The following is a 22,185-nucleotide window of genomic DNA, read 5'->3' on the forward strand; positions in this document are numbered from 1 at the left end:
CGCACCGCCCGCGGCCTGCGCCGACGCGCGCTCGCATTACAGCCGTATAACGCTCGATTGACCAGGTTCGCAACGATCATTATGGTTGGCCCGGAATATCTACCGGAAACTTGTGACTGGAGTCAACTATCGATGGCCACTGAGACCAGAGAGAACTGGGGCTCACGCGTCGGGTTCATCCTCGCCGCGATCGGCTCGGCCGTGGGGCTGGGCAACATCTGGCGGTTCCCCGGCGTCGCGTACGAGAACGGCGGCGGCGCTTTTTTGGTGCCCTACCTCGTGGCGCTGACGACGGCGGGCATCCCGCTGCTCATCATGGAGTTCACGATCGGGCGCCGCTACCGGGGCTCGGCCCCCGTGGCCTACCGCCGCATGAACCGCAACGCGGAGGTGATCGGCTGGTGGCAGGTGGCCATCTCGATGATCATCGCCGTCTACTACGCGGCGATCATCGCCTGGGCCGGGTGGTACGGCTTCTACTCGATCTCGCAGCAGTGGGGCGCCGACCCCAACGCGTTCCTCATGGGGGACTTCCTGCAAGCGAGCGACGGGTTCGGCGACTTCGGCACCTGGCTGCCGGGCATCGGGCTCGCGATGGTCGTGGTGTGGGGCTTCACGCTCCTGGTGATCGGCGCGGGGATCAAGAAGGGCATCGAGACCACCAGCAAGATCTTCATCCCGCTGCTGTTGGTCATGTTCGCCGTGATGGTCGTGCAGGCGCTCACCCTCGACGGCGCGGTCGAGGGCCTGAACGCGTTCTTCACCCCCGACTGGGAAGCGGTGCGCGAACCGGGCGTGTGGCTGGCGGCCTACGGGCAGATCTTCTTCTCGCTGTCGGTGGGCTTCGGCATCATGGTCACCTACGCGTCCTACCTCAAGCGCAAGTCCGACATCACCACCTCGGCGTTCACAGTGGGCTTCGCGAACTCCTCGTTCGAGATCCTCGCGGGCATCGGCGTGTTCGCCGCGCTCGGGTTCATCGCGTTCGAGTCCGGGGTCCCGATCGCCGACCAGGCCTACGCGGGCGTGGGCCTGGCGTTCGTGGCCTTCCCCACGATCATCAACACACTGCCGTACATGGCCGGGCTCTTCGGGGTCCTGTTCTTCGCCTCGCTCGTGGTGGCCGGCTGGACCTCGATGGTGAGCATCGTGCAGGTCCCGGTGGCCGCGATGGAGGACCGGTTCGGCTGGGGCCGCAAGAAGGCCACGCTGATCCTCGGCGGCTTCATGACCGTGGTCTCGGTGGCGCTGCTGCCGACCGCCAGCGGGCTGATGTTCCTCGACGTCACCGACTACTTCATCAACCAGTACGGCATCGCCGTGGCCGCGCCGGTGAGCATCGCCGTGGTGGTCTGGGTGATGTGGCGCTGGAAGGCCCTGCGGGACGACGCGAACGCGACCTCGACGATCAAGATCGGCCCGATCTGGTTCGTGTGCCTCGGGGTCATCACGCCTGTGGCGCTCGCGGGGATCCTGTTCTTCAATATTTGCGACCTGGTGACCGCCGACGCCGACAGTTCGCTGTACACCTACAACCAGTACCAGGCCTTCGGCTGGTCGCTCGCGCTCGGCGCGCTGGCCTTCGGCGTGATCATGGCGCTGGTGCTGCGGCGCCGGGAAGTGCCCGAGATCGAGTCCGAAGAGGACGTCGAGATCCGAGAGGAGGCCACTCGATGAGCCCGGCCGCGATCACCATGATGATCATCGCGATCGTCGTCATCGGCGGGGGACTCGTCGTCTCGGCGGCGGTCCTGATGACCCATCCGGACGAACCCGAGGACGACTGACCCGACTCGAGGCGGCTTCCGCGCACGCACCGTGCGCGGAAGCCGCCTTTCTGTGCGAAATCGGTGCGCAACATCCCGAAAGCGAATTTGTTACGCGCACCCCCTTGTGTCGCGGGCCATCAACTGTTAGGTTACTTTTTAATTCGCATTATGGCAGGTCAAGGCTAATAATGCATCGAAGATAATCGCTGACCCACCTCTTGATGGGAGAAGACGATGCGCAAGACGCGCAAGATCATCCTGTCCATCGCCGGAGTCGCGACCCTCGCGCTCTCGGCCTCACTGGCGGCAGTCGCCTGGGGCCACGGCTACAACTCCGACCCCCCGTCCCGCTCCGCCCTGTGCGCGAGCGGGCAGGTCTCCAACTGCGGGGCCATCTCGTACGAGCCCCAGAGCGTCGAGGGCCTCAAGGGCTTCCCGAACGCAGGACCGGTCGACGGCGAGCTCTGTTCGGGCGGCAACGACCGCTTCTCCGAACTGGACGACCCGCGCGGCGGCAACTGGCCCGCCACCTCGGTGAGCCCCGGCAACCGCAACTTCACCTGGACGATGACGGTCAACCACGCCACGGCGACGTTCGACTACTACATCACCAAGCCCGGCTACGACCCGTCGACGCCGCTCACCCGCAACGACCTCGTGCTCACCCCCATCGCGTCCTACGAGATGGGCGGCGCGCAGCCCGACCACGTCATGACCCACTCCGTGCCGCTCCCCGAGCGGACCGGCAAGCACATGGTCTTCAGCGTGTGGGTCATCGCCGACACCGCCAACGCGTTCTACTCCTGTGTGGACGTGGACTTCGGCGGCGGCAACGGCGGCGGCGACCCGACCGACCCGCCGACCGACCCGACCGACCCGCCCGGCGGCGGTGAAGGATGCGAGGCCTCGGTCTGGTCGGCCTCGGCCACCTACAACGGCGGCGACGAAGTCGTCCACAACGGCGTCTCCTACCGCGCGAGCTGGTGGACCTCCGGCGAAGAGCCCGGCACCACCGGTGAATGGGGCGTCTGGAAACAGCTCGCCACATGTTAGGTGTCCTTAGAGATACCCCCTGGAACACGGGCCGCCCGGCCGCGCCGCACCGCGACCGGTCGGCCCGTGGCGCGCGTCTCCCTTGACAGCCCGTCGGGGACGCGGCTACCGTTGTCCCGTCCTTGTTCCCGACGTTAGGCACTCACTTGAAGCTCTAGGTCGTAGACATCGCGCCGTCACGTCTCTTCGTACGTGAGGTGCATCTGCGATCTGTGGGATGCCTGTTTCCGGGAACGATTCCCCCTCGCCGCCCGCCGCGGTCCGTGAGCGCGATGTCTCTCATTCGATTCCTTCCGCATCGAACCTGAGAGGTCTCATGACCACCTTCATCAACATTCACCAGCTCGCCTTCGGCTGGCCCGAGGGCCACCGCGTCTTCGACGGGATCGACGTCGTGTTCTCCGACGGCCGCACCGCCCTGGTGGGCGACAACGGCACCGGCAAGTCCACACTGCTCAAACTCACCGCCGGGCTCCTCAAGCCCGGCTCGGGCACGATCACCGCCTCCGGGCTCATCGAGTACCTCCCGCAGGAACTCCCGCTGCGCCTGGGCGACAGCGTGGCCGACCTCCTCGGCATCGCCGAGAAGCAGCGCGCGCTGGCCGCGATCGAGGCCGGGGACGCGAGCGAGGCCCACTTCGCCGCGATCGGCGACGACTGGGACTTCCTCGACCGCTCCCGGGTCGCCCTCGACGAGCTCGGCCTCGACCACGTGGGCCTCGACCGCACCGTGGGCACGCTCTCGGGCGGCGAGTCGATGCTCGTGGGCCTGGCCGGGCGGCTCGTGCGCCGCCCCGACGTGCTGCTGCTCGACGAGCCGTCGAACAACCTCGACGGTTCGGCCCGCAAACGGCTCTACCAGGCGATCTGCCGCTTCAACGGCACGCTCGTGGTCGTCAGCCACGACCGGGCGCTCTTGGAGCACGTGGACGCCGTGGCCGAGCTCTACAAGGGCCGCGTCCGCGTCTTCGAAGGGAACTTCAGCGCCTACGAGCAGGTCATCGAAGGCGAGCAGGAGGTCGCGGCCCGCGCCGTGCGCGACGCGAAGCAGGACCTCACCCGCCAGAAGCGGGAGCTGATCGCCACCAGGGTCCAGAACGACAAGGGCGCGTCCGCCTGGCGGCGCGAGCGGGACCGCGGCGGCACGCCGAAGATCCTCCTCAACGGCAAGAAGAACGCCGGGGAGGTGTCCTCGGCGAAGATCCTCGGCGCGAAGCTCGACGACGTGGCCGAGGCCAAGGGCCGCCTGGACGAGGCCGAGGAGGCGCTGCGCGACGACGGGTCGATCAACGTCGACCTGCCCGAGACCAGCGTGTCCTCGCACCGCGACATCGCGATCATCAAGGGCCTCGACGTCGCCGGGCTCTACGGCGACGGCCTCGGGCTCCACATCCGGGGCCCGGAGCGGATCGCGATCAGCGGCGACAACGGCTCGGGCAAGACCACGCTCCTGCGCGCGATAGCCGACGCCGCCCGCGTCCCGCACGGGTTCCTCACCCAGCGGCTCGAACTGCTCGACGACGACGCGAGCGTGCTCGACAACGTGGGGAAGCGCGCCCCCGAAGCCGGTCAGGCCCTGCTGCGAACCCGCCTGGCCCGCTACGGCATGCGCGGCGCGGCGGTCTTCCAGAAGGTCGCGACCCTCTCGGGCGGCCAACGCCTCCGAGCGGCGCTGGCGACAGTGCTGTCGGCCCAGCCCGCACCGCAGTTGCTCCTGCTCGACGAGCCGACGAACAACCTCGACATGTCCTCGACCCGGCAGCTGCAACAGGCCCTCACCGCCTTCGAGGGCGCACTGGTGGTGGTGAGCCACGACGAGGCCTTCCTCGACGGCCTGGGCCTGACGAGGCGGGTCGAGCTCGTGCGGGGCGAAGGAATCGCCACGGACGAGGCGCGGGTGTCGTAGGCGCGACACGGAGGAAGCGATCCGAAACGGCGGCTCCGGGTTCACCGCGGGGCCGCCGCGGGCGTCGCGGCCTCGCGCACGGAACGCCCGCGGCCTCCTCGCGGCCGAGCCGTGGGCGATGCCGCCTCCGCCTCAGGGACACGTGCGTCGCAATCCCCTCCGCGCGCTCTTCTCGGGCTGATACTGGGGTGTCCGAATCGTCGCGGTCGTCCGCGAAGTCTCAAGGGAGCGCCGATGCCCGCCACTCGACTCGCCGCAGCGGCGGCCGTGCTTCTCGCCGGGGCGCTCGCCGCGTGCGGGACCGATGCCCAGGACAGCCCCGACCTCGGCGGGTCCTGGCAGGCCTCGCTCGACCTGGTCCCGGAGTGGAAGAGCGTCTACCCCGGCGGGACCGGCACCGTCAAGGTCACCTCCGCCGACGGCACGTCCGTGCAGCTCACCGTCGCGGGCCTGGGTGAAGAGACCGAGTACATGGCTCACATCCACGACGCCGAGTGCGACGAGACCCCGCCCGGCGGCGGACACTGGCTCGCAGACCCCAGCGGCGAGGACGCCGTGCCGAACATCGTCGAGCTGCACTTCACGACCTCCACCTCCGGTACCGGCTCGCAGACCGAGTCGGCCGACGTCATGCTCGACGACCGCGCCGAGAGCGTCGTGGTCCACGCCCCCGACGACGTGGTCGCCGCCGAAGGTCGCGCCGACAACCGGATCCTGTGCGGGGACCTCGACGACTGATCGGACCCACTCCCGGAAAATCGCATGGCGCGGGGCCGGTCGGCCCGCGTATCCTTGACGATCGTCATGCCCAGCAGCGTCCCGAACTCCCGAACCAGCCTGCGCGAGCGCGTCTTCGCCCTGCGCACGGCCGATCAGCGCGCCCTCAGGCGGCGCCTGCGCGAGGCCCGCGAACTCGACGGCCAGGCCCGCACCGAGGCCTTCGCGAAGCTCGAAGCCGAGGTCGAACGCAAGGAGACCGCGCTCGCGGCCCGCGCGGCCGCCGTCCCGAAGATCGTCTACCCCGAAGAGCTGCCCGTCTCGCAGCGCAAGGACGACATCCTCGAAGCGATCCGCGACCACCAGGTCGTGATCATCGCCGGTGAGACCGGCTCGGGCAAGACCACCCAGATCCCCAAGATCTGCCTCGAACTCGGGCGCGGCGTGCGCGGCCTGATCGGGCACACCCAGCCCAGGCGGATCGCCGCCCGCGCGGTGGCCGAGCGCATCGCCGACGAGCTCGGGTCGCCGCTGGGCGAGGCCGTCGGCTGGAAGGTCCGCTTCACCGACCAGGTCTCGGACTCCAGCCACATCAAGCTCATGACCGACGGCATCCTGCTCACCGAGATCCAGCACGACCGGATGCTCAGCGCCTACGACACGATCATCATCGACGAGGCCCACGAGCGCAGCCTCAACATCGACTTCATCCTCGGGTGCCTGCGGCAGATCCTCCCCAAGCGGCCCGACCTCAAGGTCATCGTCACTTCGGCGACCATCGACCCCGAGCGTTTCGCGAGCCACTTCGGCTCTGAAGCGGGCCCGGCTCCGATCCTGGAGGTCTCCGGCCGCACCTACCCCGTCGAGGTCCGCTACCGGCCCTTGCAGGGCGAGGACGGCGAGGAGGACCGCGACCAGACCGACGGCATCCTCGACGCGGTGAACGAGCTCGGCCGCATCGGCGACGGCGACATCCTCGTCTTCCTCTCCGGCGAGCAGGAGATCCGCGACACCGCCGACGCCCTGGAGAAGGCCAAGCTCCGCAATACCGAGGTCGTGCCGCTGTACGCGCGCCTGTCCGCGCAAGAGCAGCACCGGGTCTTCTCCTCGCACACCGGGCGCCGGATCATCCTCTCCACCAACGTCGCCGAGACCTCCCTGACCGTGCCGGGCATCCGCTACGTGGTCGACGCCGGGTACGCGCGCATCTCCCGCTACTCGGCCCGCACCAAGGTCCAGCGCCTCCCGATCGAGGCCATCAGCCAGGCCAGCGCCAACCAGCGGGCGGGCCGCTGCGGCCGCGTCGCCGAGGGCGTGTGCATCCGCCTGTACTCCGAGGACGACTTCAACGCCCGCCCGGAGTTCACCGACGCGGAGATCCTGCGCACCAACCTCGCCAGCGTGATCCTCCAGATGACGGCCGCGAAGCTCGGCCGGGTCGAGACGTTCCCGTTCGTCGACGCGCCCGATTCGCGCAACATCAAGGACGGCCTGGACCTGCTGGTGGAGCTCGGGGCCCTCGAAGACGTGCGCAGCGGCGAGCGGCGCCTGACCAAGGCCGGGCGCGACATCGCGCGGCTGCCGATCGACCCGCGCCTGGCGCGGATGATCCTCCAGGCCCGCGACGAGGGGTGCGTGCGCTCGGTCGCGGTCATCACCGCCGCGATGTCCATTCAGGACCCGAAGGAGCGCCCGGCCGACAAGCGCGCCCAGGCCGACCAGTCCCACGCGCGCTTCAACGACCCCGACTCCGACTTCTCGGCGTACCTGAACCTGTGGCGCTACCTCGAAGAGGAGCGCCGCTCGCGCTCGTCGAGCTCGTTCCGCCGCATGTGCAAGCAGGAATACCTGCACTACCTGCGCATCCGCGAATGGCAGGACCTGGTGCGCCAGATCCTCGGCGTCCTCAAGAGCCTCAAGATCGACGTCGAGGACCCCGACTTCACCGCCGACCCCAAGCGCGTCCACACCGCGCTCCTGGCCGGGCTCCTGTCGCACATCGGCGTCAAGGAGGCCGACACGCGCGAGTACCTCGGCGGGCGCGGTGCGAAGTTCGCGATCTTCCCCGGCTCGGGCCTGGCCAAGAAGCAGCCGCGCTGGGTCGTGGCCGGTGAACTGGTCGAGACCAGCCGCCTGTGGGGCCGAGTATGCGCCAAGATCGAACCCGAATGGGTCGAGCCGATCGCCGCGCACCTGATCAAGCGCACCTACTCCGAACCGCACTGGTCCAAGAAGGCCGGCGCGGTGCTCGCGTTCGAACGCGTCACCCTCTACGGCGTCCCGATCGTGGCCCGCCGCAGCGTCAACTTCGGCCGCATCGACGTCCCCCTCAGCCGCGAGCTGTTCATCCGCCACGCCCTCGTCCAAGGCGAATGGGAGACCCACCACAAGTTCTACGCCCGGAACCTCGCCAAGATCGGCGAGGTCGAGGAGCTGGAGAACCGGGTCAGGCAGCGCGGGCTCCTCGCCGACGAGCAGACCCTGTTCGACTTCTACGACGAGCGCCTCCCGGCCGACATCGTCTCGGCCCGCCACTTCGACGCCTGGTGGAAGCGCGAGAAGGACAAGACCCTCCTCGACTTCGACGAGTCCCTGCTCCTGGGCGACCGTGCCGACGGCCTCGACGGCGACTCCTACCCCGAGGTCTGGACCTCCGAAGGCGCCGACCTCGAAATCGACTACGAGTTCGAGCCCGGCTCGGCCCGCGACGGCGTCACCGTGGCCGTGCCGCTCCCCGCGCTCCAGCAGCTCGACCAGGACGCGTTCACCTGGCAGGTCCCGGGCCTGCGCGCCGAGTTCACCGAAGCGCTCATCAAGAGCCTGCCCAAGACCCTGCGCCGCAACTTCGTCCCGGCCCCCGACTTCGCCCGCGCCGCCGTCGCCCGCATGGCCCCGGCTCCGGGCCGCGCCATGACCGTCGCCCTCGCCGACACCCTCAAGGCCATGACCGGCGTGAACGTCCCCGTGGACGCGTTCGACCTGACCAAGGTCCCCGGGCACCTCCTGGTCACCTTCCAGGTCAAGGACGACGACGGCGAGGTCCTCGCCGAGGGCAAGGAGCTCGGCGCGCTCCAGAGGCAGCTCGCCCCCAAGACCCAGGAAGCCGCCGCCGAGGCCTTCGACCTCGAACGCACCGGCCTCACCACCTGGGACTTCGATGCCCTCCCCAAGATCCACGAGACCCCGCGCAAGGGCTACACCGCGAAGGCCTACCCCGCGCTGGTCGACGAAGGCCCCACCGTGGGCGTCAAGGCCTTCCCCGACCCCGGCTCGCAGGCCGCGAACATGTGGGCCGGCACCCGCCGCCTCCTGCGCCTGAACTGCCCCGACCCGCGCCTGAAGGAAGTCCTCACCCGCAACGAGCAGCTCGCGCTCGCGACCGGCCCGTACAAGAACGTGGACGCGCTCCTAGCCGACTGCGTGCGCACCGTCCTCGACAAGGTCCTCATCGAGGGCGGCGGCCCCGCCTGGGACCGCGAGGGTTTCGAGGCCCTGCTCAAACGCGCCAAGCCCGAGGTCGGCGGCGAGTCCCCGACCGTGGCCCGCAAGGCCGCGGCCGTGCTCGCCGAGGCCCGCGAGGCCCACCGCCTCCTCGAAGGCAAGTTCGACTTCTCGATGCTCCCGGCCATGAGCGACATGCGCCGCCAGCTCGAAGGGCTCGTGGACGCCGACGGGTTCGTGGGCTCGACCGGCTGGTGGCGGCTCGACGACCTGCACCGCTACGTCAAGGGCATCGCCTACCGCGCGAAGCGCGTGGTCGCCGACGTGGCGGGGGACAAGGGCCGCATGGAGGTCGTCCAGGCCCTCGAAGCCGAACGCGACTCCCTCGCCCGCACCCGCCCCGCGGCCCTGCGCACCGGCGAGGGCCGCGAGGTCCGCTGGATGCTCGAAGAGCTGCGCATCAGCTTCTTCGCCCAGCAGCTCGGCACCCGATACCAGGTCTCCGAGAAACGCATCAGGAAGCTCCTCCAGTCCCTCTAGCCGCTCCCTGAGCTGAACACCGCTTAAAACCCTCGCGCATGTCGTACCCAAGGTGCATGATCAGAATCCCGAGCCGCATCGGCGCCGGGTGAAGGCACTTTGCGAACGCTTCCGAAGGAGGACGACGTGTCGCAGCAAGGAACCGCCGCCGACTACGCCATAGAGACCGAAGGCCTGACCAAGCACTTCGGCGACCTCGTGGCCGTCGACCACATCGACTTGAACGCCCGCACCGGCACGGTGCTCGGCGTCCTCGGCCCCAACGGGGCTGGCAAGACCACGATGGTGCGCATGCTCGCCACGCTCTCCGAGCCCACCTCCGGCACCGGCCGCGTCGGCGGCTACGACATCGTGCGCAACGCGCCCGAGGTCCGCTCCCTCATCGGCCTCACCGGCCAGTTCGCCGGCATCGACGAACTGCTCACCGGCGAGGAGAACCTCCGCTTCATCGGCCGCCTCCTCGGCATGCCCACCGGCGACGCCAGGGCCCGCGCCCGCGAGCTCCTCGCCCAGTTCAACCTCTCCGACGCCGCCGACAAGGCCGCCAAGGCCTACTCCGGCGGCATGCGCCGCCGCCTCGACCTCGCCGCCAGCCTCGTCGGCCGCCCCAAGATCCTCTTCCTCGACGAACCCACCACCGGATTGGACCCCCGTGCCCGCGGGGAGCTCTGGGGCCTCGTGCGCTCCCTGGTCGCCGACGGCACCACGGTCCTGCTGACCACCCAGTACCTCGAAGAGGCCGACCAGCTCGCCCACGAGATCGCCGTCATCGACCGCGGCAAGGTCATCGCCACCGGCACCCCCACCCAGCTCAAAGCCAAGATCGGCGGCCAGACCCTCCGCATCCAGCCCGAAGACCACGGCCAGCTCGAAAACCTGAGGGCCCTCGTCGCCGAGCGCTACCCCGACCTCGACCCCATCATCGAGGCCGGAGCGATCACCCTCGGCGTCAACGACGACGCGATCATGCCCACCCTCGCCGCCGACCTGCGCGAACGCAGCATCGGACTCGCCGAGTTCCACCTCGGCCTCTCCAGCCTCGACGAGGTCTTCCTGACCCTCACCGGCCACCGCACCGAGGCCGACGAATCCGAATCCGAGGAGGCCGCGCAATGACCGCCACCGAGATCGCACCGCCGGTCACCGGCCGCCCCGGCCCCGCCGCCACCGTCAGCCAAACCCTCTCGATGGCCTGGCGGCAGATGGTCCGCATCAAGCACAACCCGTTCGAACTGGTCGACCTCTCCTTGAGCCCGGTCATGTTCCTGTTCCTGTTCGTATACGTCTTCGGCGGCCAGATGGCCGGCTCCACCTCCGACTACCTCCAGTACGTCCTCGGCGGCCTCATCGCCCAGAACGCCATCTTCCTCACCATGTACACCGGCACCGGCATCAACGCCGACCTCCGCAAAGGCGTCTACGACCGCTTCCGCTCCCTCCCCATCGCCCGCTCCGCGCCGCTGGCCGGGAAGATCTTCGCCGACCTGTTCAAACAGGTCTGGTCGATCGTGATCATGCTCGGCCTGGGCCTGCTCATGGGCTTCGAACTCCGCAGCGTCTCCGGCGCGCTCCTGGCGACCATCGCGATCGTCGTCTTCGCGCTGGCGATCTCGTGGGTCTCGGTGCTCATGGGCGTGGTGGCCGACTCCGAGGAGAAGGTCCAGATCTACTCCTTCGTGATCATCATGCCGCTCACCTTCACGTCCAGCGCCTTCGTAGACATCAACACGATGCCCGGCTTCCTCCAAGCCTGGGCCAAGGTCAACCCGGTCACCCACCTGTCCGACGCCATGCGAGGCCTCCTCTCCTACGGCCCGATAGCCGAACCGCTCCTATGGACCTTCGCCTGGGCCGTCGGCATCTTCGTAGTGACAGCCCCACTAGCAATGCGCGCCTACCGCCGCAAGATGGTCTGACGCCGGCGTGTCGAATCCGCTCATGTTCGTCGGAGGCCTAGCATCAAAGCATCGTTTCATGTCAAGATTGATGTATGAGGACCACGGTGACCATCGAAGACAGCATCGCGATTCGCATTGAAGCGCTCCAGGCAGAGCGGCACATGACCTTCAAGGACACGATCAATCACCTGCTCGGCCTCGGTCTGGACGCCTGGGAGAACCCCAGCCCCCAGACAGAGGAGAAGCGGACCTGGACTAAGCCGCGGAGCTTCGGCAAACAGCTCCTGCCATATGAGGCGAACACTGCGGAGATGCTTGCCCTCCTGGAAGGCGAGGAGCACAAATAGTGTTCCTGGTCGACGTTAACGTCCTGATCTACGCAGTGGACGAAGACCAGCCCCGGCATGCGACTGCGGTGGCCTGGCTGGACCATCAGATGAACGGCAGGGGAAAGACCGTCGGGCTGCCATGGGAGACCCTGCTGGGTTTCATGCGCATCATGACGAATCCGCGGGCGCGAAGCGAACCGTATACCGCCGGAGAGGCCTGGGATCAGGTTGAGGCATGGTTGGCAAGCCCAGCGGTCTGGATTCCGATCCCGGGACCAGGCCATCGGAATATCCTCGGACAGATCATGAGCACTGAGAAACCCACCTCGAAGCTGATCCCGGACGCACATCTCGTGGCGCTGGCAATCGAGCACGGTTTGACGATTGCCAGCGCCGACACGGGTTTCGGAGGTTTCGCAGCGGTCCGCTGGATCGACCCGACCCGCGCGAAGTGAGCCCGGGTCGTGTGGTGCGCGGTCAGGCTCGGGCCAGTTCGAGTTCCGGTTCCTTGACTGCCGGCGGGGTCTTCGGGGGGCGGTTTTGGAGTTGGGCTGTCACTGTCGCCGCCAGGGCGACTGCGAAGCCTGCGATCTGCCAGGCGGTGAAGGTTTCGCCCAGGGCCAGCCAGCCCACGGTGGCCGCCGTCAGGGGGGAGAGCAGGCCCAGGAAGCTCAAGGGGACCACCGAGAGTCGGCCGATGCCGCGGAACCAGAGCCAGTAGCCCAGAGCCGTGTTGACCAGGCCGAGGTAGACGTAGCCGAGCACGTTCGTGCCCGTCATCGCGGGCAGGCCGCCCTCGACCGCGAACGCCAGCGGCACGAGCAGGATGCCGCCCGCGGTGAGCTGCCAGCCCGCCAGCGCGGTCGGTCCGGCCCCTTCGGGGAGGCCCCATTTCTTGGTGAGCACTACGGCCACGGCCATCGAGACCGCGCCGCCGATGCCCGCCAGTGCCCCGACCAGGTCGAGCGCCGCTTCGGCGGTGAGCACGACCATCGCGACGCCCGCGACTCCGGCGATGCCGAGCAGCCAGGTCCGCAGCCGCACCTTCAGGTGCAGGATCAACAGCGTGGCCCCGGCGGTGGCGAGCGGTCCGACCGCCGCGGCCACGGCCGCCACGCCGCCGGGGAGCCGGTAGGTGGCGATGAACAGCAGCGCGAAGAACACCGCGATGTTGAGCGTGCCGATGACCGCCGACTTCCACCACCACGAGCCTCGCGGCAGCCTCCGTGCCAGGACTATGAGCAGCAGCCCCGCGGGGAGCGCGCGGAGCATCGCGGTCAGGAACGGCCGGTCGGCGGGCAGGAACTCGGTGGTCACGAGGTAGGTGGTGCCCCACATGACGGGGGCGAGGGCGGTGAGGAGCAGGTCCCTGGTGCCGCGGTTCATGGTGACTCCTTCAAGTTGCTTGAGTATAATTAGCTTAGCATCAAGCTACTTTATGTCAAGATACTTGACCTTGAGTTAGATCACCTTGAGGTACTTCAGCGTCGCTGAGACGGGGACGAGACAATGACAGGCATGACTGAGGACGCCGTGGACCGCATCATCGAGCAGTGGCACCGCGAGCTGCCCGACCTGCGACTCGACTCGATGGCCCTGTTCGGGCGCATCCACCGGATCTCGCAGAAGCTCGGCGAGCGCCTTCACCGGCTCCGGGCCGAGCAGGGCCTGGGGCCCAACGAGTTCGACGTGCTCGCCTCGATCCGCCGTTCAGGGCCGCCGTTCACCCTCTCTCCCAAGGAGATCGGTGCGACCCTCATGCTCAGCTCCGGCGGGCTGACCGGGCGGCTCGACAAGCTCGAAGCCGCCGGTTTCGTGGAGCGCCTGCCCGACCCGGCCGACCGGCGAGGCCTGAAGGTGCGCATGACGAAGCTCGGCGGCGAGGTCATCGAGGAGGCCGTGCGCACCGGCCTCGACCTTCAGAACGAGGCCCTGGAAGTGCTCACCGAAGAGGAGATCGAGGACCTCCACGGCCTGCTGCGCAAGCTCCACCTCGGTTTCGAGGACCAGCCGTTCGAGTAGGCCCTAGGGCCTCAGGTCGACGTAGTAGTCGAACACGTCGTAGATGACGGTGGGCGGCGGCGGGGCCTGCACCGGCGTCTCCGCCGGAGCCTCCGCAGCGGGCTCGGGCGGGGGAGGGGCCAGCTCCCGGCACCGCTCCAGCGCCGTGCGCATCGTGTCCGCGCCGAACGGGCAGTGCGCCTCGGCTTCGGCCTCGGTGATGAACCCCCGCGCCACCTCCTGGCACAGCCGCGCCACCTCGTCGAGGTCGCGCACCTGCCCACGCGCCCACCAGTAGTCGGCCGGGTCGCCGTGCCCGGGGACCACGACCGGCGGCTTCCAGCTCAGCAGGTACTCCACGGCCCGCGGCCACTCGTAGGGGAACGCCGACGCGTACGTGGGCGGCGCGCCGTGCTCCAGCAGGTCGCCCGCGAACAGCACCCCGGCGTCGGGGACCTCCACGACCATGTCGTTGTCGCTGTGCGCCAAGCCCACTTGGCGCAGAATCACGGTGCGCCCGCCCAAGTTGAGGCCGACCGCGCCGTTCACCTGGCAGTTCGGCGGGACCAGCCGCGAGGCCGCGATGCGCCGCGCGTCCTCTTCGCGCCCGTCGCGCCGGTACTTCGCGACCCACTTCTTGCGCTGGTCGTCGCCGAAACCGATGTAGTGCGCCCCGTCTGCCACGGCCCACACCGCCGACTCCCCGAACGCGGCGGTCCCGAACCAGTGGTCGTAGTGGTCGTGCGTGTAGGCGATCTGCCAGGGCAGGTCGGTCAGCTCGCGCACGGCGGTGGCGTACGCGAAGCCCGCGTCGGCGCTGATGCCGGTGTCGATCACCAGGCAGCTCTTGTCGCCCACGACCAGCCCGAGGGACTGGTCCAGCTCTTCCAGGCGGCGCACCCACACGCGGTCGGCCACTTCGATCCAACGGTCGCTCATGGACGCAATGATATTCACGCCCCGCCCGAGGCCGCGTGGTCCACGGTGAGTGACGGCCCGCGCGCGAGGTCCGTCGCTCTGGGAAGGGGGCGCGCGGAGCGCGCTTTCCGCACGTTCTACGTTCTCTCCGGATGGTTTCGTTCCGGGCAGGCGTAGGAACCGAAATGCGGTCCGTTAACGCGGCCGCGTTCCCGTTTCGTCCCCTTGCCGGGCGGCGGATCCATCACGGAATGACCAACTTGTCGAATTTTCGGCTCGTGTAGGTTTCGGGGTGAAATGAACCCCTGTCGCGTACGAAGGAGTACCTTCCCAATGCACCTCAGTCGCCGTGGTCTGCTGTACGGATCGGCAGGCCTCGCAGCCGTGTCGGTGGCCGGATGCGGCGCGGGCGAGGACTCGCCCGAACTCACCGGATTCACCGGCATCTCGATGCCCACCGACACCTCAGAGCGCTGGGTGATCGAGGGGAGGCTGCTGGAGGAGAACTTCAAGGCCCTCGGCTACGAGGTCCTCCACGAGAACGCCAAGGACGTGGTCGAGGACCAGATCTCCCAGATCCAGTCCATGATCGACCAGGGCGTCGAGTTCCTCGTCATCGCCGCGATCGACAACACCTCGCTCGGCGGGGTCCTCGCGAAGGCCAAGAACGCGGGCGTCCAGGTCATCGCCTACGACCGGCTCATCCTGGAGACCCCGGACGTGGACCTGTACGCCACGTTCGACAACTACCAGGTGGGCGTCCTCCAGGCCACGCACATCATCGAGCGCCTCGGCCTGCCCGAGGGCAACGGCCCGGTCAACATCGAGCTGTTCTCCGGCGACCTCGGCGACAACAACTCCCAGTACTTCTTCATGGGCGCGATGGACACGCTGGAGAGCTACCTCTACGAGGGCGATGTGGTGATCCCCTCGGCCCAGACCGAGCAGGAGCCGACCGCGACCCAGGGCTGGAGCGGCGACAATGCCCAGGTCCGCATGGACACCCTTCTGGACGAGTTCTACAAGGAGGACGTCGAGCTCCACGCGGTGCTCTCCCCGTACGACGGCATCAGCCGCGGGATCGTGGCCTCGCTGGTCGCGAACGGCTACGAGCCCGGCGAAGACGACTTCCCGGTCGTGACCGGCCAGGACGCCGAGGCCGAGTCGCTCAAGGCCATCAAGGAGGGCACCGGCCAGACCGAGACGGTGTTCAAGGACACCCGGCTGCTGGCCGGGACGGTCACCGAGATGGTCAAGGCGCTCGTGGAGGGCCGCGACCCCGAGGTCAACGACCTCGGCACCTACGACAACGGCTTCAAGTACGTGCCCTCGAACCTGCTCGACCCGGTCGACGTGACCGCGGAGAACTACCAGGAGCTCATCGTCGACTCCGGCTACCTCACCGAGGAGCAGATCGACGCGGGTCAGGCCTAACCCTCCCGAATCACCACATTGAACGGCCGGGCGCAGCCCGGCCGTTCGCCGTTCCCATTTCGGTCAACTCCGGCCGCATGGAAGCAATTGCGCCACAAGAGTTCACGCCCCTTGCGTTACAAGATCGTTATGCGACCCTTCTTCGCTTTGGGACGTGTCTCCTTTGGTACGGTGCCTGGGCCGGTCGGATGCCGACACCCCCGACCGCGCGGCCCCGAACCCCCCTTAACACCTGTCATCTATTTAGGAGAGACATGAACCGTACCCTCAAGCGGGTGCTGGCTCTGACCGGAAGCGTCGCCCTCGGCCTCGCCGGAGCGGTCACCTTCGCCTCCGCCGCCCAAGCACACCACGTCGAGCTCAAGGGCTCGTCGGTCTGTGCCGAGGACGGCTGGACCGTGAACTGGGAAGCCACCGACTGGATCGACGACCCGAGCAATCCGGGCAAGATCACTGAGATCATCGGCGGTGAAGGCCTTTCGGGCGACATCGTCGTGGGCGCCGTGTTGCCGAAGCTCGGCGGCGACCCGCTCATCGGTACCCAGACTCTGAGCCTGGACGTCCCCTCGGTCACCCTCCAGATCGCTGGTCACTGGGAGAAGAACAACCAGAGCAGCCCCGGTACGCCTGTCACCGTTTACCAGCCCACCGGTGGCTGCGAGGTCGAAGGCCCCGAAGAGCCCGTGACCCAGATCGGCAGCGAGGTCGACTGTGTCGGCATCTCCGTCTGGGCCTGGAACGAGAACCCCGAGGCGCTCGAGACCTTCACCTTCGTCGGCAGCAACGGCGAAGAGGTTTCCGAGACCCCCGGTGTCGACGAGGACTTCTGGCACTACTTCCTCAAGGACGACGCCGACTCGGAGCTCTCCGTCGAGATCTACGCCGGTGAGGAACTGGTCGACACCGTCGTGTGGACCGGCAACGCCCTGTGTGACTACGTCTCCGTCGAAGCCGACTGCGAGGGCCTGATCTTCACGCTCAGCGTTCCCGCCGACGGCGAGACCACCACCTTCGGTCTGTGGACGAGCCTCACCGACGAGCCCGAGTACTTCGACGTCCAGCCTGGCGCGTCCGAGACCCGCACCTACAAGGCCGTCTCCGGCGAGGACCTCTGGGTCGACTACTACATCGAGACCCCGAAGGACGCCACCTACGGCGGTGTCCAGTGGATCCCCTGCGACGAGGAGACCCCGGCCCCGTCCGAGTCCCCGACCGCCGCTCCGAAGCTGGACCAGACCGGTAGCTCGCTGACCATCATGATCGGTTCGGCCGCCGCGCTCATCGTGGCCGCCGCTGCGATCTTCCTGTTCATGCGTCGCCGCCGCGTCGCTCAGGACTGGTAGACCGCGTCCCTAGCGGACCCGGACTCCGGTAACGCGTAAAGGGAAGGGCCGCACAGCTTTCGCTGTGCGGCCCTTCTCCATTCCACGGCAGATCCCGTAGACCGGGAGCAGCCGGTCAGGCCACCCCGGCCAGGCGCAGCAACGCCGTCGTGCCCGCAGCGGCCACCACGACCACCGCGAGCGGGGCCCTGCGCCAGGCCAGGACGCCGCCGACGAGCACCCCGGCCGGGAGGGCCCAGCCCGCCCACGCGCCGTCCACGAGCAGCGCCGAAGTCACCGTGAGCGCCAGCAGCACCACCGTGGCCCCGGCCTTGAGCAGCGTCTCGGCCCGCTTCGACAGCGTCATCCGGTTGCGCAGCAGCGGCCCTGAGAGCCGGATCAGATACGTTCCCACGGCCAGCGCCAGAATCCCGATCAGCATGGTCATGCCGCCGCCTCCTCTCGCGTTCCGGTGCCCTTCCACATCACGACCAGGCCCACCAACGCCAGCAGCACCGGCACCCCGGCGGGCAGGAAGAAGCTGGTCGCGAGCGCGACGGCGGTGCCGACGATCCCGGCCAGGAGCGTCCGCCGGTCCTTCAGGCTCGGCATGACCAGCGCGAGCAGGATCGCGGGCAGCGCCGCGTCGAGGCCCAGGGCCGCCGGGTCGGCGATGAACTGCCCGGCCAGCGCCCCGATGACGGTGCCGACGTTCCACACCACGAAGAGGGTGAGTCCGACGGTCCAGAACGCCTGCCGGGCGCGGCGCCGGTCGTCGCCGGCCGCCAGCGCGAACGCGGTGGACTGGTCGATGAGCACATGGGTGCCCACGAGCTTGGAGCGCAGGCTCGTCCAGTAGATCCCCCCGATCGCCATCCCGTAGGGGAGGTGGCGCAGGTTGAGGATCAGCCCGGTGGCGACGCCCGCGAGGAGACCGCCTCCGCCGGTCATGATCCCCATCGTGGCGAACTGGGAGGCCCCGGCGTAGACGAAGAGCGACATCGCGCTGGACTGCCACCACGGCAGCCCCTGGGCGGTGGCGATGGCGCCGAAGGACATCCCCACGATGAGGATCCCGGCGGCCAGGGCGGCGACGTCGCGCACCAGGCCCCGGTCGAGGCGTTTGAGGATTGCAAAGGGCATCGCCGAAGTATGCCCCCGCATCGAGCGGCCCGGCAAACGCTACAGGGCGCGGCCGGAATCTTCCGGCCGCGCCCTGTGACGCCTTGTCCCGCAACCGATCAGGTCACGAAACCATGCTTCTTACACCTCGTAGTAGAGGTCGAACTCGTGCGGAGTCGGGCGGAGGCGGATCGGGTCGATCTCGTTCTCGCGCTTGTAGCTGATCCAGGTCTCGATCAGGTCGGGGGTGAACACGCCGCCCTCGGTGAGGAAGTCGTGGTCGGCCTCCAGGTTGTCGAGCACCTGCTCCAGCGAGCCGGGGACCTGCTGGATGTCGCCGTACTCCTCCGGGCCGAGCTCGTACAGGTCCTTGTCGACCGGCGCCGGCGGCTCGATCTTGTTCTTGACGCCGTCCAGGCCCGCCATGAGCATGGCCGAGAAGGCCAGGTACGGGTTGCTCGACGGGTCGGGCACGCGGAACTCGACGCGCTTGGCCTTGGCGTTGGAGCCGGTGACCGGGATGCGGGTGCACGCGGAGCGGTTGCGCTGCGAGTACACGAGGTTCACGGGCGCTTCGTAGCCGGGCACGAGGCGGCGGTACGAGTTGACCGAGGGGTTGGTGAACGCGAGCAGGCTCGGGGCGTGCTTGAGCAGGCCGCCGATGTAGTGCCGCGCGGTGTCCGACAGGCCCGCGTACCCGGTCTCGTCGTAGAACAGCGGCTCGCCGCCGGCCCACAGCGACTGGTGGGTGTGCATGCCCGAGCCGTTGTCGCCGAACAGCGGCTTCGGCATGAAGGTCACGGTCTTGCCGGCCTGGGTGGCGGTGTTCTTGATGATGTACTTGAACTTCTGGACGTCGTCGCCCGAGTGCAGCAGCGTCGAGAAGCGGTAGTTGATCTCGGACTGGCCCGCGGTGCCGACCTCGTGGTGCGCGCGCTCGATGGTGAGCCCGCCCTCGATGAGGTTGGTGACCATGCGGTCGCGCAGGTCCGCGAAGTGGTCGACCGGGCCGACCGGGAAGTACCCGCCCTTGTGGCGCGGCTTGTAGCCGAGGTTCCCGCCCTCTTCGACCGCGCCGGTGTTCCAGGCGCCCTCGACGGACTCGATGTGGTAGTAGCCCTCGTGCGCGTTCTGGTCGAAGCGGATCGAGTCGAAGATGTAGAACTCGGCCTCGGCCCCGAAGTAAGCGGTGTCGGCGATGCCGGACCCGGCGAGGTACTGCTCGGCCTTCTTCGCGATGTTGCGGGGGTCGCGGCTGTAGGCCTCGCGGGTGAAGGGGTCGTGGATGAAGAAGTTCAGCGCGAGGGTCTTCTGCTCGCGGAAGGGGTCGATGAACGCGGTCGCCACGTCCGGCAGGAGCAGCATGTCCGATTCGTGGATCTGCTGGAACCCGCGGATGGAGGAGCCGTCGAACGCCAGGCCCTCCTCAAGGAGGTCGTCGTCGAAGGCCTCGGCCGGGATGTTGAAGTGCTGCATGACGCCGGGCAGGTCGCAGAAGCGGACGTCGATGAACTTCACGTCGTTGTCGCGGACGTAGCCGAGGAGCTCTTCAGGGCTGGAGAACACGAAGGTATTCCTCTCGGTAGGTGAGTCGCCGGGAGGCCCGTCGAACGGCCGCCGCCCGGCCCTGACCCGCAAGGGGCCAAGCCTGTCGGGCCGACCTCGCTGTCGACGCCTAAGCTTATTAGGCGAAACGCTAGCCGTGGCGAATTGCCCGGTCGTAACTCAAATGTTTCGCGCGTGTTACTTGCAAAATGCGATCCTGTTCACGATCGCCTGAATTCACTGCTCAGACCGGTGCACATGAGGGCGCTTCGGCACGAGTCGTAGACTCTGGCCATGACGAGCCGACGCGGTGCGAACGCCCCAGAGACGACCGGCCAGGACCTGGCCCCGCTGATCGCCAGGTTCGTGGCGCTCCTGATCGACTGGACGCTCTGCCTGATCGTGTCCTACCTCGTCGACTGGGCCCTCGGAGTCACGATCGAGTTCGCCGGGGTCAACCAGGTCCCCGCGGGCCTGTTCCTCGCCTATTACGCGGGCGCGCTCGCGATCGGCACCCAGACCCCGGGCATGTACTTCATGCGCATCTCGTGCGTCTCGGCCACCGACGGCGGCCGATTGCCGCTGTGGCGCTCGATCCTGCGGGCGATCCTGCTGTCGCTGGCGTTCCCGGCCCTGACCGCGTTCTTCCACCCCTACCATCGCGGCCTGCACGACCTGGCCGGTGACTCGGTGATGCTCAAGGTCGCACCTTAGGCCCGCTGGAGCCACCGCACGAGTAGCGGCGAGGGCACCGGGTAGGCGCCTTCTCTGCGCGCCCGCACCGCGACCTCCCGGTCGGAGGACACCACGATCACCGGGCGGCCCTCGGGCTCGACCCGGGCGAGCTCCACGACCACGTCGTCGGCGATCTGGCCCTTGGCGCTGAACAGGACCCGCACGCCGCGCGCCTGGGGCTTGGCCCCGAACACCGCGTCGGCCCCGTCGAAGACCACGGTGATCTCGGCGTTGGTCTGCGCCGCCACCGCCCCGAGCCCCTGGACGAGCCGGTTGCGCTGCTGTTCAAGGGTGAGGGTCTCTCCCCACGCGCTGATCGTGACGTTGTACCCGTCCACGATCAGGTGCGGGTTCGGCAGCGCCAGCAGGTGGTCGAGCCGCTGCGGATCGGTCTGGTCCAGGCCCCGCGAGCCCTCCACGAGCCGCTCCTGCGGGTCGTCGCACATCTGGTCGGCCACGTACTCGGCCGGGCGGTCGTCCACCGGTTCGAGCCCGAGCTCGCGCCGCAGCCCGGTCGCGGTGCCCGAGAGCGTCTCCATGAGCAGCCACAGCCTTGACGAGGCCAGGCGTTCGGTCTCCTTGTCGGCCTTGCGGGCCCGCTCCAGGGAGTCCCGCAGCGTCTCCACTTCGGATTCGAGGCGGCGGCGCTCGGAGCGGCGCTCCGTGTCGAGGAGCTTGAGCCTCCCGCGCTCGGCCGCGAGGTCCCGCGCGGCCTTCGCGGCGCGCTCCTCGGCGTCCTTGAGCTCGCGCCTGGCGCGCCGCAGCTCCTCTTGCAGCGTGGCGGCCGCGGCCCGCTGGTCGGCCAGCGCCGACCTGACCTTCCCGTTCTCCTTCTCCAAGGCCGACAAGCGCTTCAGGCTCGCGTCCTCGGCCGCGGGCGCGGGCGTCTCCGGGGTCTCGTGGACCGCCAGCGCAGCGGTGGCGATGAGCTCGCGCCAGCCTTCGGGCCGCAGCAGGTAGGTGAGCGCGGCGACCTCCGAGGGGTCGGCCATCGGCGAGACCTCGTCGCCCGAGGCGATCGCCTTGATCAGCGGCGAGTCGGTCGCGGTGAGCACCTCGGCCAGGCCCTCCCTGAAGGCCGCGTCCGAGGACAGCGCCGCTGCGATCTCGGACCTGGCGAGCTTGGCGCGCTTGGGGGGACTGAACTTGAGGAACCGGCGCAGCCGGGCCGGGACGCGGGCCGAGACCAGCCCCGGCATCGCGACCGCCGCGATCTCCACGGCCCGCCGCCGCACCGGCTCGGTGAGGAACACCACCGGCCCGGCGGTCTCCGGTTCGGCCGGATCCCCTTCGGCCCCTTCGGATTCGGAGCCCCCGCCGCCCGCGTCGGGAGTGTGCGCGGACGCGTCCGCACCGGCCGAGCCCTCCCGATCGGGGCCTTCGCCGCTGCTCTCGTCGCCGCTCAACATGGCCACCAGTGTGCCACCGCGCTCACCGTGCGGAACTGTCGACCGC

At 68.6% G+C, this 22,185-nt stretch carries 20 protein-coding genes; 14 read left to right on the plus strand and 6 right to left on the minus strand.

Annotated features, from left to right (window positions below; translation table 11 throughout):
- The first annotated feature begins 132 nt into the window (after positions 1–132).
- The 10 genes from AB0B28_RS11445 to AB0B28_RS11490 all read left to right on the plus strand — a co-directional run bounded on the left by AB0B28_RS11445 (position 133) and on the right by AB0B28_RS11490 (position 12,108).
- A complete protein-coding gene (locus AB0B28_RS11445; RefSeq protein ID WP_360119749.1) occupies positions 133–1,677 on the plus strand; it encodes a sodium-dependent transporter in 1,545 nt (514 codons plus the stop codon).
- On the plus strand, positions 1,674–1,787 hold the full coding sequence (locus tag AB0B28_RS11450) for a methionine/alanine import family NSS transporter small subunit (RefSeq protein ID WP_360119751.1): 114 nt from the start codon (positions 1,674–1,676) through the stop codon (positions 1,785–1,787). The genes AB0B28_RS11445 and AB0B28_RS11450 overlap by 4 nt, the downstream gene beginning before the upstream one ends.
- A gap of 216 nt (positions 1,788–2,003) precedes the next feature.
- The gene (locus AB0B28_RS11455) at positions 2,004–2,822 is read left to right on the plus strand and encodes a lytic polysaccharide monooxygenase (RefSeq protein WP_360119753.1); all 819 of its coding nucleotides are present in this window, start codon (positions 2,004–2,006) and stop codon (positions 2,820–2,822) included.
- 316 nt (positions 2,823–3,138) lie between these two features.
- Positions 3,139–4,728 (plus strand): ATP-binding cassette domain-containing protein, encoded by a 1,590-nt coding sequence (locus AB0B28_RS11460; protein WP_360119755.1) that lies wholly within the window; start codon positions 3,139–3,141, stop codon positions 4,726–4,728.
- 234 nt (positions 4,729–4,962) lie between these two features.
- Entirely contained in the window at positions 4,963–5,466 is a 504-nt protein-coding gene (locus tag AB0B28_RS11465; protein WP_360119757.1) for a hypothetical protein, read from the plus strand.
- Between the two features lie 66 nt (positions 5,467–5,532).
- A complete protein-coding gene (hrpA, locus tag AB0B28_RS11470) occupies positions 5,533–9,426 on the plus strand; it encodes an ATP-dependent RNA helicase HrpA (protein WP_360119759.1) in 3,894 nt (1,297 codons plus the stop codon).
- A 126-nt stretch (positions 9,427–9,552) separates the two neighbouring features.
- Positions 9,553–10,542, plus strand: a complete 990-nt coding sequence (locus AB0B28_RS11475; RefSeq protein WP_360119761.1) for an ATP-binding cassette domain-containing protein — start codon at positions 9,553–9,555, stop codon at positions 10,540–10,542.
- Complete coding sequence (locus tag AB0B28_RS11480; protein ID WP_360119763.1) at positions 10,539–11,342, plus strand: ABC transporter permease; 804 nt, start codon at positions 10,539–10,541, stop codon at positions 11,340–11,342. The genes AB0B28_RS11475 and AB0B28_RS11480 overlap by 4 nt, the downstream gene beginning before the upstream one ends.
- 86 nt (positions 11,343–11,428) lie before the next feature.
- The gene (locus tag AB0B28_RS11485; RefSeq protein ID WP_360119765.1) at positions 11,429–11,671 is read left to right on the plus strand and encodes a hypothetical protein; all 243 of its coding nucleotides are present in this window, start codon (positions 11,429–11,431) and stop codon (positions 11,669–11,671) included.
- Positions 11,671–12,108: a type II toxin-antitoxin system VapC family toxin gene (locus AB0B28_RS11490; protein ID WP_360119767.1), complete on the plus strand. Its 438-nt coding sequence runs from the start codon at positions 11,671–11,673 to the stop codon at positions 12,106–12,108. Before AB0B28_RS11485 ends, AB0B28_RS11490 begins: the two co-directional genes overlap by 1 nt.
- 22 nt (positions 12,109–12,130) lie before the next feature.
- Here AB0B28_RS11490 and AB0B28_RS11495 read toward each other — a convergent pair whose 3' ends face one another.
- The gene (locus AB0B28_RS11495) at positions 12,131–13,039 is read right to left on the minus strand and encodes an EamA family transporter (protein WP_360119769.1); all 909 of its coding nucleotides are present in this window, start codon (positions 13,037–13,039) and stop codon (positions 12,131–12,133) included.
- A 132-nt stretch (positions 13,040–13,171) separates the two neighbouring features.
- Between AB0B28_RS11495 and AB0B28_RS11500 the strand changes: the two genes are divergently transcribed.
- A complete protein-coding gene (locus tag AB0B28_RS11500; RefSeq protein WP_360119771.1) occupies positions 13,172–13,675 on the plus strand; it encodes a MarR family transcriptional regulator in 504 nt (167 codons plus the stop codon).
- A 3-nt stretch (positions 13,676–13,678) separates the two neighbouring features.
- Here AB0B28_RS11500 and AB0B28_RS11505 read toward each other — a convergent pair whose 3' ends face one another.
- Complete coding sequence (locus AB0B28_RS11505; RefSeq protein WP_360119773.1) at positions 13,679–14,593, minus strand: MBL fold metallo-hydrolase; 915 nt, start codon at positions 14,591–14,593, stop codon at positions 13,679–13,681.
- Between the two features lie 312 nt (positions 14,594–14,905).
- On the opposite strand from AB0B28_RS11505, the gene AB0B28_RS11510 reads away from it, so the two are divergent.
- Positions 14,906–16,006: a sugar-binding protein gene (locus tag AB0B28_RS11510; protein WP_360119775.1), complete on the plus strand. Its 1,101-nt coding sequence runs from the start codon at positions 14,906–14,908 to the stop codon at positions 16,004–16,006.
- A gap of 254 nt (positions 16,007–16,260) precedes the next feature.
- Complete coding sequence (locus AB0B28_RS11515; RefSeq protein WP_360119777.1) at positions 16,261–17,349, plus strand: hypothetical protein; 1,089 nt, start codon at positions 16,261–16,263, stop codon at positions 17,347–17,349.
- A gap of 115 nt (positions 17,350–17,464) precedes the next feature.
- On the opposite strand, the gene AB0B28_RS11520 is transcribed toward AB0B28_RS11515, so the two are convergent.
- From AB0B28_RS11520 to glnA, 3 genes are all read right to left on the minus strand, one after another.
- Positions 17,465–17,776, minus strand: a complete 312-nt coding sequence (locus AB0B28_RS11520; RefSeq protein ID WP_360119779.1) for an AzlD domain-containing protein — start codon at positions 17,774–17,776, stop codon at positions 17,465–17,467.
- The gene (locus AB0B28_RS11525; RefSeq protein ID WP_360119781.1) at positions 17,773–18,471 is read right to left on the minus strand and encodes an AzlC family ABC transporter permease; all 699 of its coding nucleotides are present in this window, start codon (positions 18,469–18,471) and stop codon (positions 17,773–17,775) included. Before AB0B28_RS11525 ends, AB0B28_RS11520 begins: the two co-directional genes overlap by 4 nt.
- Positions 18,472–18,591: 120 nt before the next feature.
- Complete coding sequence (glnA, locus tag AB0B28_RS11530) at positions 18,592–20,016, minus strand: type I glutamate--ammonia ligase (RefSeq protein ID WP_360119783.1); 1,425 nt, start codon at positions 20,014–20,016, stop codon at positions 18,592–18,594.
- Positions 20,017–20,289: 273 nt separating this feature from the next.
- On the opposite strand from glnA, the gene AB0B28_RS11535 reads away from it, so the two are divergent.
- Positions 20,290–20,709, plus strand: a complete 420-nt coding sequence (locus AB0B28_RS11535; RefSeq protein WP_360119785.1) for an RDD family protein — start codon at positions 20,290–20,292, stop codon at positions 20,707–20,709.
- Here AB0B28_RS11535 and AB0B28_RS11540 read toward each other — a convergent pair.
- On the minus strand, positions 20,706–22,139 hold the full coding sequence (locus AB0B28_RS11540) for an NYN domain-containing protein (protein ID WP_360119787.1): 1,434 nt from the start codon (positions 22,137–22,139) through the stop codon (positions 20,706–20,708). The genes AB0B28_RS11535 and AB0B28_RS11540 overlap by 4 nt on opposite strands.
- Between the last annotated feature and the right edge of the window lie 46 nt (positions 22,140–22,185).

Origin of the sequence: Glycomyces sp. NPDC046736 (assembly GCF_040645615.1) — a bacterium.
Taxonomy (GTDB): domain Bacteria; phylum Actinomycetota; class Actinomycetes; order Mycobacteriales; family Micromonosporaceae; genus Glycomyces.

Bases quoted from the DNA above. Each gene is read 5' to 3' on its own strand.
- AB0B28_RS11445 (WP_360119749.1), top strand. From the start codon at position 133: ATGGCCACTGAGACCAGAGAGAACTGGGGCTCACGCGTCGGGTTCATC.
- AB0B28_RS11450 (WP_360119751.1), top strand. From the start codon at position 1,674: ATGAGCCCGGCCGCGATCACCATGATGATCATCGCGATCGTCGTCATC.
- AB0B28_RS11455 (WP_360119753.1), top strand. From the start codon at position 2,004: ATGCGCAAGACGCGCAAGATCATCCTGTCCATCGCCGGAGTCGCGACC.
- AB0B28_RS11460 (WP_360119755.1), top strand. From the start codon at position 3,139: ATGACCACCTTCATCAACATTCACCAGCTCGCCTTCGGCTGGCCCGAG.
- AB0B28_RS11465 (WP_360119757.1), top strand. From the start codon at position 4,963: ATGCCCGCCACTCGACTCGCCGCAGCGGCGGCCGTGCTTCTCGCCGGG.
- hrpA (WP_360119759.1), top strand. From the start codon at position 5,533: ATGCCCAGCAGCGTCCCGAACTCCCGAACCAGCCTGCGCGAGCGCGTC.
- AB0B28_RS11480 (WP_360119763.1), top strand. From the start codon at position 10,539: ATGACCGCCACCGAGATCGCACCGCCGGTCACCGGCCGCCCCGGCCCC.
- AB0B28_RS11495 (WP_360119769.1), bottom strand. From the start codon at position 13,039: ATGAACCGCGGCACCAGGGACCTGCTCCTCACCGCCCTCGCCCCCGTC.
- AB0B28_RS11500 (WP_360119771.1), top strand. From the start codon at position 13,172: ATGACTGAGGACGCCGTGGACCGCATCATCGAGCAGTGGCACCGCGAG.
- AB0B28_RS11505 (WP_360119773.1), bottom strand. From the start codon at position 14,593: ATGAGCGACCGTTGGATCGAAGTGGCCGACCGCGTGTGGGTGCGCCGC.
- AB0B28_RS11510 (WP_360119775.1), top strand. From the start codon at position 14,906: ATGCACCTCAGTCGCCGTGGTCTGCTGTACGGATCGGCAGGCCTCGCA.
- AB0B28_RS11515 (WP_360119777.1), top strand. From the start codon at position 16,261: ATGAACCGTACCCTCAAGCGGGTGCTGGCTCTGACCGGAAGCGTCGCC.
- AB0B28_RS11520 (WP_360119779.1), bottom strand. From the start codon at position 17,776: ATGACCATGCTGATCGGGATTCTGGCGCTGGCCGTGGGAACGTATCTG.
- AB0B28_RS11525 (WP_360119781.1), bottom strand. From the start codon at position 18,471: ATGCCCTTTGCAATCCTCAAACGCCTCGACCGGGGCCTGGTGCGCGAC.
- AB0B28_RS11535 (WP_360119785.1), top strand. From the start codon at position 20,290: ATGACGAGCCGACGCGGTGCGAACGCCCCAGAGACGACCGGCCAGGAC.
- AB0B28_RS11540 (WP_360119787.1), bottom strand. From the start codon at position 22,139: ATGTTGAGCGGCGACGAGAGCAGCGGCGAAGGCCCCGATCGGGAGGGC.